The organism is Acinetobacter sp. YH12201 (genome assembly GCF_013418145.1).
Classification (GTDB): domain Bacteria; phylum Pseudomonadota; class Gammaproteobacteria; order Pseudomonadales; family Moraxellaceae; genus Acinetobacter.
Window position 1 is genome coordinate 23,528 of sequence record NZ_VPCP01000033.1, and the last position, 10,458, is coordinate 33,985.

The 10,458-nt window shown below is 41.0% G+C and carries 10 protein-coding genes and 2 pseudogenes; 6 read left to right on the top strand and 6 right to left on the bottom strand.

Annotated elements, in window-relative coordinates:
• Positions 1-86 precede the first annotated feature (86 nt).
• Positions 87-881 (top strand): type I methionyl aminopeptidase, encoded by a 795-nt coding sequence (gene map / locus FTU91_RS08375; protein WP_086197383.1) that lies wholly within the window; start codon positions 87-89, stop codon positions 879-881.
• Between the two features lie 419 nt (positions 882-1,300).
• Here map and FTU91_RS08380 read toward each other — a convergent pair whose 3' ends face one another.
• From FTU91_RS08380 to FTU91_RS08395, 4 genes are all read right to left on the bottom strand, one after another.
• Entirely contained in the window at positions 1,301-2,200 is a 900-nt protein-coding gene (locus FTU91_RS08380; RefSeq protein ID WP_180081774.1) for a LysR substrate-binding domain-containing protein, read from the bottom strand.
• 96 nt (positions 2,201-2,296) lie between these two features.
• Positions 2,297-3,001 (bottom strand): NAD-dependent deacylase, encoded by a 705-nt coding sequence (locus tag FTU91_RS08385; protein WP_180081776.1) that lies wholly within the window; start codon positions 2,999-3,001, stop codon positions 2,297-2,299.
• Positions 3,002-3,027: 26 nt separating this feature from the next.
• Positions 3,028-3,948 (bottom strand): alpha/beta fold hydrolase, encoded by a 921-nt coding sequence (locus FTU91_RS08390; protein ID WP_180081778.1) that lies wholly within the window; start codon positions 3,946-3,948, stop codon positions 3,028-3,030.
• Positions 3,949-3,963: 15 nt separating this feature from the next.
• Positions 3,964-4,509: a PadR family transcriptional regulator gene (locus FTU91_RS08395; RefSeq protein ID WP_180081780.1), complete on the bottom strand. Its 546-nt coding sequence runs from the start codon at positions 4,507-4,509 to the stop codon at positions 3,964-3,966.
• A 135-nt stretch (positions 4,510-4,644) separates the two neighbouring features.
• Here FTU91_RS08395 and FTU91_RS08400 point away from each other — a divergent pair, with 135 nt between their 5' ends.
• From FTU91_RS08400 to FTU91_RS08415, 4 genes are all read left to right on the top strand, one after another.
• The gene (locus FTU91_RS08400) at positions 4,645-6,669 is read left to right on the top strand and encodes an FAD-dependent oxidoreductase (protein ID WP_180081781.1); all 2,025 of its coding nucleotides are present in this window, start codon (positions 4,645-4,647) and stop codon (positions 6,667-6,669) included.
• Positions 6,670-6,885: 216 nt separating this feature from the next.
• A complete protein-coding gene (locus tag FTU91_RS08405) occupies positions 6,886-7,296 on the top strand; it encodes a nuclear transport factor 2 family protein (protein ID WP_180081782.1) in 411 nt (136 codons plus the stop codon).
• An 83-nt stretch (positions 7,297-7,379) separates the two neighbouring features.
• On the top strand, positions 7,380-8,468 hold the full coding sequence (locus FTU91_RS08410) for a YheT family hydrolase (protein WP_180081783.1): 1,089 nt from the start codon (positions 7,380-7,382) through the stop codon (positions 8,466-8,468).
• Positions 8,469-8,733: 265 nt separating this feature from the next.
• Positions 8,734-8,967, top strand: a complete 234-nt coding sequence (locus FTU91_RS08415; RefSeq protein WP_086197447.1) for a hypothetical protein — start codon at positions 8,734-8,736, stop codon at positions 8,965-8,967.
• 675 nt (positions 8,968-9,642) lie between these two features.
• On the opposite strand, the pseudogene FTU91_RS16600 reads toward FTU91_RS08415, so the two are convergent.
• Both FTU91_RS16600 and FTU91_RS08420 read right to left on the bottom strand, forming a co-directional pair.
• A pseudogene (locus tag FTU91_RS16600) lies at positions 9,643-9,915 on the bottom strand (hypothetical protein); the annotation flags it as partial.
• Positions 9,916-10,048: 133 nt separating this feature from the next.
• The gene (locus tag FTU91_RS08420) at positions 10,049-10,312 is read right to left on the bottom strand and encodes a hypothetical protein (protein WP_180081784.1); all 264 of its coding nucleotides are present in this window, start codon (positions 10,310-10,312) and stop codon (positions 10,049-10,051) included.
• A gap of 61 nt (positions 10,313-10,373) precedes the next feature.
• Here FTU91_RS08420 and FTU91_RS08425 point away from each other — a divergent pair.
• Positions 10,374-10,458 (top strand): annotated as a pseudogene (locus FTU91_RS08425) (IS5/IS1182 family transposase); the annotation flags it as partial.

Consider the following 10,458-nt stretch of genomic DNA (forward strand, 5'->3'; position numbering starts at 1 on the left):
CAAAACTCCGCTGTTTATCTGCTCATATTAAACAAAATTCAAGTAAAAGGACTATAATCATAAGCCTTATTTCTGAGGATGATGCAATGAAAGCTTCCACTATTACCATTAAAACTGAGCAAGATTTAGAGAAACTCCGTATTTCTGGACGTCTGGCTGCTCAGGTTTTGGAGATGATAGGGAAGTATGTCAAGCCTGGAGTAAGTACAGAGTATCTGGATGATATCTGCAATGATTTCATTGTGAATACCTTAAAAGTCATTCCAGCCAATGTGGGTTATTATGGCTATACCAAAACCACCTGTATTTCTCCAAATGAAGTGGTTTGTCACGGTATCCCATCGCCAAACACCATTTTGCAGGATGGCGATATTATCAATATTGATGTTGCGATCATTAAAGATGGTTATTTTGGCGATACCAGCCGGATGTATTATGTCGGAAATGTAAAACCGGAAGCGAAAAAACTGGTTGAAACCACTTATGAAGCCATGGTGGCCGGCATCCATGCGGTGAAACCGGGCGCAACTTTAGGTGATATCGGTTTTGCTATTCAGTCTGTGGCTCATCGTGAGGGCTATAGCATTGTCCGTGAATACTGCGGTCATGGCATTGGTAAGGTCTATCATGAACAGCCGAATGTGCTGCATTATGGTCAGCCTGGTCAAGGTCTGATCCTTAAAAAAGGCATGGTTTTTACCATTGAGCCGATGGTCAATGCAGGCAAGGCGCGTGTTAAAGAGCTTAAGGATGGCTGGACTGTGGTTACAGCAGACCGCTCTTTGACAGCACAATGGGAACATATGGTTGCTGTAACGGATACCGGTTTTGAACTGTTATCTCCTTGGCCAGAAGGTACTGGCTCATATCCTGTAATTTAAGCGAAGAGTTAAATGAAATATACAACTTTATACTTTAGTATAGAATTGTATATTTTGTGTTCATATAAAGTTTTAATATCTATGATATTGAGATTTAAGTTTATGATTTATTAGGTAAAAATGTTTTTGCTATACTTTTTTGATATCTTTTATCTATTAGATATTTACATTTTTTCTTTGTAATATACAACTATAGATTCTAGCTGTAGTTTCTTATTTTCCTTATGTAAAGTTTATAAGCTTATCCACCTCGGATAAGCTTTTTTTTGCCTGAATTTTTGTATTACTCAAGTAAATTTTATGTTTTTGTAACAATAAGATTTACGGTTTTTGTAATGTATTCATTAGCAAATCCAAGGCATCTGTTGATGGGTTGAAGATAGCCCTGTGATTGCTTTTTTACCCAGATCCATAAAAGCTTAATGCTTACTGAGCTGTTCCACCAAATAGTCGATAAAGACACGGACCGCAGGTAATAGGCCACGGCGTGAAGGATAAACCGCGTGGAAAATACCATGTGGCGCTTTCCAGTCCGGCAATACACGTACCAATTCACCACTTTGAACATAATCCTGCACAATGCTATCGGGCAATAACACAATTCCGCAATTTTGTCGTGCCAGTTGTGCCAGCATCATTAGGTCAGAACCCATTACTATAGGATTGACCTTGATTTTTTTCTGCCGGTTTTTATCATCATGCACAACAATGTATTGGTCTAAATGTTCATCTGACATACTGAGAATTTGATGATTGCTTAAATCCTCAGGCTGTTTTAAGTCGCCAAATTCATTCAGATAGGCCTGGCTGGCAAACAGATGCTGCTCGATATTTTCAAATTTGCGTAAAACCAGATTCGGGTCATCATCCAGATTGGAACGTACCCGAAGTGCCACATCAATGCCTTCATTGATGATATCGACACGGCGGTTACTGACAATGAGCTGCACTTTAATTTTCGGATAGGTTTTCAGGAATTTTGGCAAAATCTTGGCAATTTCATTTTGCGCAATTGAAACAGGCAAACTGACCTTGATTACACCACGCGGCTGAATGCTGAGATGATCGACCAGATCATGAGCCGCTTGTGCCGCATTCATCATGACCTGGGCATGGCGGTAAATATTCATGCCAATATCGGTTACAGCAAAATGGCGGGAACTGCGCTGAATCAGCCGGACTCCTAAATGTTCTTCCAGATTGTAAACGCGACGGCTTAATTTTGATTTTGGGATATCGGTTGCGCGTTCTGCTGCACTAAAGCCTCCATGTTCAACCACCAAGGCAAAGCAATAAAAATCATCAAGATCAGACAGCATTTAAGAATTCCATTTATGCAACAATAAGCTGATTAAAATTTTATTGTTGCATTATGTCAATATCTGTTTTGTGGTTTTGTTATTCAATAGAAATGCTTATCGTGATTGTCGCAATATTTTTTTCAGGTATTGCATGCCTTGAGTAGCTGTCATCACAATTTTCTGGAATTGGGGCGGAAGCTGCTGCTGATCAGCTTTGGGGTCAATATAGTAAGCACTACAATTGGCTGAAATTTCATGGATTAGACCTGCCACGGGATAAACCTGTAGGCTGGTACCAATTACGATAAAAATATCCGCGTCCTGTACACAATCCTGTGCATAGGCATAGGCAGGCACAGCCTCGCCAAACCAGACCACATGTGGACGTAAAGGATAGCCATTCTTGCAGAAGTGTTTACTCAAATCTAGCTCTGCACCTTCGACCAGATAGAATTCAGTACTGTACTGAGCGTTTAGACCCGAGCTCTTAGCCAGCCGAATATTGCCATGTAGATGAATGACCTGACTGCTTCCAGCGCGTTCATGCAGGTCATCAATGTTTTGGGTAATGACATGCACATCAAAAACATCTTCAAGTTCGGCAATCAGCAGATGAGCAGCATTGGGCTTGGCAGCCAGAATATTTTTGCGCCGTTCATTATAGAAGCGCTGTACCAGTTTCGGATCGCGTTTCCAGGCTTCAGGTGTGGCCACGTCTTCAATTCGGTACTGTTCCCATAAGCCATTATTGTCCCGAAAAGTGTTGATGCCACTTTCGGCACTCATGCCAGCACCCGAAAAGACTACGAGTTTTTTCATTTTGACTCCTGACATCATTCAGCTGTTTAAGATTTATGAGTCACATTGTCTTGCAGGAATGCGCTAATTTCTCGTGCAAACTTTAGCGGTTCAGTAAGCAACGGAGTATGCCCAGATTTTTCAAAACGGATCTGTTTAGCATGAGCAATACTCTGCGCAATCAAGGTTTGACCTTTTACCGGATAAAGCTTGGATTGCGTGCCACTGAAAAAAGTCACTGGACATTGCAGTTTTTGCAGGGCTTCGCGGTAATCTTCCTGATGGTACAGATAGTTGTTGATATACCATGCCATATAGTCAACCCGCCTAGACGGCAGTAATAAGCTTTGCAATCGCGACTGGTTTAAGACCCATTCAAAGGCTTTTAAACGGTATTTATTGCTGTTCTGCAGGCCAATAAACTCTAGCCAGAGCTTGGCAATCTGTCTGCGGGCTTGGCTATTCAGGTCTTTTATATATTGAATGTGTTGATGTTGAGCCAGCAACTGCGACAGCTCTGTCAGAATAGAAATAAATAACTGATGCTGTTGACCAAATAAACCATAATCCCAGCTATCATCTACCGAAATTTTAGGGGTCTGGTCAATATGTAAATAGGCTGTGATCTGTTCGGAAAAGTTGCCATATTGCATGCCATGCATCGCCGTGGTAGCACCCATGGAATAGGCAATCACCGAAAACTCGTTTAACTGAAGCTGTTCAATCAAGCTGTCAATATCACGCCAGTGACTGGAAATAGCATCCATTTCGGGAATGACACACTTTTGCGAAACACCAAAGCCGCGCCAGTCCGGAATAATAAAGCGATGAGTTTTAGCATGCTGATAAAGAAATGGAAGCCATTGCCAGCTTTGCATACCCAAACCTGACAGGACCAATACCGCTTGTCCTTGTCCAAACTCACGCACAAACAGTCGTTCATTATCAGGCATCAGGTAGTGTGGCATACGCTTATCCTTTATTTAGGTTTTATCTTCAAAGGCTTTTAACTGTGGAATCATGGTTTCTAGCCACTTGATCCAGCCTATTTCCAAGTCAATCCCCAGTTGCAGAATCATTTTATGAATAAACAGGGTACGGTCTTGATCCTGTGCATGGGCAAAATCCTTGGCGAAAATCGTTTGGTAAATTTTTAAATTTTGTTGATGCAAGACCAGATGTCGTTCCAGTTCCGGCAACACGGCATTGCCACCGAGTTGAGCTTCGGCACGCAAACGGACCATTAAGTCGTCACGCAATTGGGCAGGCGGACTTTGCTTGACCATCCAGTCGGCCAGTTCGGCACGTCCCAGAGCTTCAACCTGATAGGTCTTTTTACGGGTATTGGAGCCGTGATCTTCAAGCGTGGATATCCAGTTCTTTTGTTGCATGGCGCTGAGTTCACGGTAAATCTGCTGATGGGTCGCATTCCAGAAAAATCCCATGGAGCGGTCAAAGCGACGAGCCAAATCAATACCGGTACTGGGTCTTTCAATCAGACTGGTCAATAAAACATGGGCTAAGGACATAAACGGCTCAGTCAATAAATCTTTACCAGTTCATTATGCAACATGTTGCATAAAAATAAAATCTGGAATATAAGTTATGCAACAAGTTGCATTAAAAGATATTCGCCAGCTAAGAGAGCACGCCAAGGAGATTGTATGTCTAATTACCCGCATTTATTAGCGCCTTTAGATTTAGGCTTTACCACCCTTAAAAACCGGGTTTTGATGGGGTCCATGCATGTAGGGCTGGAAGAAGCGCCACGTGGTTATGAGCGTATGGCGGCATTTTATGCAGAACGTGCACAAGGTGGTGTAGGGCTGATTGTGACGGGCGGGATTGCACCGAATGATGCAGGTCTGACCTTTGCGGGTGGAGCAAAATTAGACTCTAAGGAAGAAGCGGAAAAACATAAAGTGATTACCCAAGCGGTACATGATGCCGGGGGTAAAATTGCCATGCAAATTTTACATACCGGGCGTTATTCCTATCAGGCTGATCTGGTTGCACCATCTGCCATTCAGGCACCGATCAACCCGACTAAACCGCATGCCTTAACCAGCGCAGAAGTACAACAAACTATTGCTGATTTTGCCCACTGTGCAAAACTGGCGCAGTACGCAGGTTATGACGGCGTAGAAATTATGGGATCGGAAGGCTATCTGATTAATGAGTTTATTGCTGCGCGCACCAACCATCGGGATGATGAATGGGGAGGCAGTTATGAAAACCGGATCCGTTTCCCGATTGAAATCGTCAAGCGTACCCGCGAAGCGGTAGGGGAAAACTTTATCATTATTTACCGTTTATCGATGCTGGATCTGGTCGATGGCGGTTCTACCTTTGCAGAAGTGGTGCAACTGGCCAAAGAGATTGAAAAAGCCGGTGCCACCATTATCAATACCGGGATTGGTTGGCATGAAGCGCGCATTCCGACCATTGCTACCAAAGTACCACGTGCAGCATTTACTTGGGTCACTCAAAAGCTGAAAGGTTTGGTTAAAGTTCCTCTTATTACGTCCAATCGTATCAATACCCCTGAAATGGCGGAACATGTGTTGGCTTCAGGTCATGCTGATATGATTTCCATGGCACGTCCGATGCTTGCCGATGCCTTCTTCATGCAAAAAGCAGAGCAAGGACGTAGTGATGAAATCAATACCTGTATTGGTTGTAACCAGGCCTGTCTGGATCATATTTTCTCCATGAAAATTGCATCTTGTCTGGTCAATCCACGTGCCTGTTATGAAACGGAGCTGATTTTTAAGGAAACGACTCAGACTAAAAATATTGCCGTGATTGGCGCAGGACCAGCAGGTTTAAGTTTCGCAACTTATGCTGCTGAACGAGGACATCAGGTCACCATTTTCGAAGCAGCTAATCAAATTGGCGGTCAGTTCAATATTGCCAAGACCATTCCAGGCAAAGAAGAATTTTATGAAATCTTGCGTTACTTCAAACGTAAAATTGAATTACAGCCCAATATTAAAGTGCTTTTAAATCACCCAGCGACTTATGAAGCATTAAGCCAGTCCGACTTTGATGAGATTGTGGTAGCGACAGGTGTCACTCCGCGTCATTTAGAGATTGACGGTATTGACCATCCGAAAGTACTCACTTATCTCGAAGTATTAAAAGAACGTAAGCCAGTCGGTCAACGTGTCGCAATTATTGGGGCTGGTGGTATCGGCTTTGATACCGCGGAATATTTAACCCATGAAGGCGATAGTGCTAGTCTGAATCCTGAAAAATTCTATAATGAATGGGGTATTGATACGCGTTATGAAAATGTTGGTGGATTGAAGCACGCACAAGTAGAACAGTCCAATCGTGAAATTTACTTATTGCAACGCAAGGCAAGTTCAGTGGGTGCGGGCCTGGGTAAAACCACCGGCTGGATTCACCGTACCGGTTTGAAACACCGTGCAGTGAAAATGCTGGCAGGAGTCAGCTATGAAAAGATTGATGATCAGGGCTTGCATATTGTAGTGAATGGTCAGCCGACCGTTTTAGAAGTCGACAATATCGTGATTTGTGCCGGTCAGGAACCTTTCACCGCGATGTTCGATCAACTGAAAGCGGATGGTAAAAATGTGCATTTGATTGGTGGAGCCAAAGAAGCGGGTGAACTGGATGCCAAGCGTGCCATCCGTCAAGGGGCTGACTTAGCGGCTGTGATTTAAAAATATTGAAACCTACTTTTACAATTTTTGTTTACAAATCAGGATTTCTGGTGAAGTAGACAAATAGATATGTAATTTTTCCCTCTCCTTTATTAAAGGAGAGGGTTAGGGAGAGGATTTAATTATTTAATATTAAATAGATGAATCTCCCTAAATCTCCCTTTTTCAAAGGGGGACTCTTTTTATTTAAAATATAAAACAAAAAAGGAAGCTAAAATGACAATCGAAACCACAAAACAGGCAATTGCGTGCTGGCATGAAATGCTGCAAACAGGTGACATGTCTATTCTGAATGAATTACTGGCTGAAGATGTAGTATTTCGTTCACCTGTAGCATACAACCCTTATCTGGGCAAACAGGTAGTATTTTTTATTCTGAGTAATGTGATCCAGATCTTTGAAAACTTTACTTACCACCGCGAATTCTATACTGAAGATGGAATGAATGTGGTGCTGGAGTTTTCCGCCCATGTGGGTGAAAAAAAACTCAAGGGCATTGACATGATTCAGTTTAATGAACATGGTCAAATTATTGATTTTGAAGTAATGCTGCGTCCGAAGAGTGGTCTGGAAGCATTGGCGGCACAGATGGGGCAGCGTATTGTTGCTTTTATGCCTAAAGCATAAAGCGTATAGTAAAAGTATGAACTGTTAATGGAATGACATGTACTAAGTATTTTGCGTTACATCATTTTTGAGGTAAACCGAATATGAAGTTTGTGGTCAATAAAATCGGTCAGTTGGTGCAAGAAATTGTCGATCAGGTTACAGGTGCGGCATTGCCTACCCTGTACTATGATCCACAAGGGGAAGCAGGGCAAGTACTTGAAGCTTTGCCCCAACTTAAACAGAAATACCGTCCAACGCCGTGGCTGTCAAATACACATCTGCATTTGATCTATTTTGATTTAATCAAAAAAAAAGCGGTGCAACTCCAATATGAGGTTATTGAACAGTTAAACATGTCTGATGGCGGGATCACCGCTATTGCCTGGTATGGACTTCATGTTACTGAAGATACCCCAACCATTGTGTTGATGCCTACCTTGACGGGTACACCGGAAAGTATGGCCGAGCTGGTTCGTGACTTGCATCGACATACCGGATGGCGTGTAGCCTTATGTTTGCGCCGTGGCCATGCCAATTTACCTCTGCCTGTTCCAAAAATTTCCATGTTTGGTTCGACTGATGATTTACGTGAACAGGTTCAATATATTGAAAGCAAATTTCCAGATTCGAGTCTCTATGCGGTTGGTTCATCTGCGGGCACAGGACTATTGGTCCGCTATTTAGGAGAACAAGGCGAGCAAACACCGTTTAAGGCAGCATTTGCCTTGTGTCCAGGGTATGACACTGAACTGGGTTTTCAAAATGTACATCCTTTCTATAGTAAAGTGATGACGAAAAAGCTATTTGAATCCTTTATTCATCCTTATAGGGAAACATGGCAACAAACCGCCTCCTTGCCCAAAGTGCTTGCTGCCAGGAATTTATTGGAGTTTCAATCTTATTATTTTGAACTGGCAGGCTATAGCAGCCTTGAAGACTATAATCAGGCCACCAATCCGATTCATGTATTTGAAAATGTCAAAATTCCGTTGATGATTTTAAATGCGGAAGATGATCCTGTGTGTCATATCCAGAATCTGGAGCCTTATAAGGAAACCCTTCAGAAGATGCCAAATATTGTGGTTGTGACCACTAAAAAGGGCAGCCACTGTATTTTTTATGAGGGTCTTAAACAGCCTGAATCTTGGGCAGCACGTTTGATTGCAGATTATTTGCGGGTATACCAGTAAAGTAATTTTCTACATGTAAGGATCGATAGGGTAAAAAACTTGAAATCTTTGAATACAATTGTAATTTGTAACACTGATATATTAATGAGACTTAAATCAGTATTTCTGTTATAATAGCTTCAACAATAAAACTGACATGAAAATGTTCTCGTTCAAAATTGGTATACGAGAAATCTCCTCTCATTCGAGTGATCCCAAGTTAAGGTTGTTATTTTGAAATGCCAATGGTGGCTTTTCTATCTGTATTACAAAATTGGTGTAAATGTTGAATAAAACTGAAAATTTAGTTGCAAAATCGGTAAATGGTCGTGAAATTGTTGTGTCGTTAATTCCTTTTAAAAAAATGCAAAATACCCGTGATGGATTTAAATGGGTTGAAGTAGGCAAAAAAGTCTTGCTTGAATCCGGTATTGAAATTGATTTGAATCTTGATGGCCGCAGTTTCTATACGGGTGTAAATGAAATGTTCCGGCTTAATGCGCATGTAAATGCGGTGTAAGGGATAAGGGTTAGAGCAATACGAAAACCGTCTTTAAGGCGGTTTTTTAATGCCTGAAAATTTTACTTGAGCTTGCCTGTTGAACAAGTCAGGAAATATTTTCTTGATGGATCTCTAGACAGCAGTCAGTGAAGAAGAGAGCAAGTCTACAAGTTGTAAAAAAATTTGAATCTGAGTCCATGAACCCCCCTAAAATAGGTAGTAAAAATTAACAGGAAAGTTCAATCATATATTATGACCTGAATATTTAAATGTAAGTAAAAAGTTAAAGACTTAAGATTTAAATTGTTGAAAAATAAATAAATATTAAAATAAAGGAAATGTTTTAAAAACAAGCGACATATTTTGCAATGAATTGTTGTATTTGTAATGAGAGAAAGTGTAGATTTTAAAATGTGATATTTATATGTTTAGTATTTTTTGATACATTTATGTCAATAATTGTTATTGTCTGACAAAAAATATCTGTGTATAAAGAAAGTTCCACGATAAGGAAGTGAGAGTGGGTTATGAAAACAATAGAACTCCTTGTAACTTCATCATCTGCACTGATGCTGATGTTTGTGATTTATGCATTTGGGCAAATGTTTAATTAATCAGAAAAAGATATTTCATAAAAAGCACCCGAGGGTGCTTTTTTCGTGAGTAGGATTTTAAATGAAAATTTTCATTTCTTTATATTCTGTCCCATGCATCTTTTACAGCATGTTTCGCTTGTTGCCACTTTAAGCGAGAGTTCGCCTTAAACTGTTCCCATTTGCTTTCAAGATCATTTTCCGAGTCTTCAAAACGGGTATTTTCGCCGTATTCAGAACGTGAATTTCTTCCAAATTCGTAAGCAGAGGATAAATCCTTGTCATAATCGATATCGGGAATATCACGCTGTAAATCTTGATAATAAGGTCGACTGGAATAATTTTCACGCCAATACCGATCAGACTCATTATTTGACGTACGGTTTTGATTTTCTAAAGTTTGGGATCAGTCATTTTGTGTAGCTCCTAATTTTCGGAATCAATAGCCAAGCAATGAAATACAATTTCACATTCTAAAATGTGAAATTTAATGTTCAATCAACGCATTATTGCTGTTGATTATTTTGGTCATTCTGATTTTGTCGAAAATCTTGCTGTTGACCAGTTTGCTGACGTTGCTGATCATTTTGCTGGCGCTGTGGGTCATTTTGTTGCTGCTGTTGAGGCATATTGCCTTGCTGCTGACCCGGCTGTTGATGTTGCTGATCATTTTGTTGCTGTTGGCCAGGCTGTTGACGTTGTTTGTCGTTCTGTTGCTGCTGTTGGCGTTGTTGATCATTTTGTTGTTGGGGTTGATTTGGATTAGTCATCTCTACACCTCATATATAATAGACCTCTTGCGAAAGTCAAAACCACCTCAATCTAAGTTTCATGAGATATCAGAACTTAAACCGTTTTTCAGATTCTGAATTTAAACGCTTGGTTGGCGTACCTCGACCAGTTTTTACCGAAATGG

Coding starts and splice junctions, on each gene's coding strand:
- FTU91_RS08400 (WP_180081781.1), top strand. CDS start 4,645: ATGTCTAATTACCCGCATTTATTAGCGCCTTTAGATTTAGGCTTTACC.
- map (WP_086197383.1), top strand. CDS start 87: ATGAAAGCTTCCACTATTACCATTAAAACTGAGCAAGATTTAGAGAAA.
- FTU91_RS08395 (WP_180081780.1), bottom strand. CDS start 4,509: ATGTCCTTAGCCCATGTTTTATTGACCAGTCTGATTGAAAGACCCAGT.
- FTU91_RS08420 (WP_180081784.1), bottom strand. CDS start 10,312: ATGACTAATCCAAATCAACCCCAACAACAAAATGATCAACAACGCCAA.
- FTU91_RS08385 (WP_180081776.1), bottom strand. CDS start 3,001: ATGAAAAAACTCGTAGTCTTTTCGGGTGCTGGCATGAGTGCCGAAAGT.
- FTU91_RS08405 (WP_180081782.1), top strand. CDS start 6,886: ATGACAATCGAAACCACAAAACAGGCAATTGCGTGCTGGCATGAAATG.
- FTU91_RS08410 (WP_180081783.1), top strand. CDS start 7,380: ATGAAGTTTGTGGTCAATAAAATCGGTCAGTTGGTGCAAGAAATTGTC.
- FTU91_RS08390 (WP_180081778.1), bottom strand. CDS start 3,948: ATGCCACACTACCTGATGCCTGATAATGAACGACTGTTTGTGCGTGAG.
- FTU91_RS08380 (WP_180081774.1), bottom strand. CDS start 2,200: ATGCTGTCTGATCTTGATGATTTTTATTGCTTTGCCTTGGTGGTTGAA.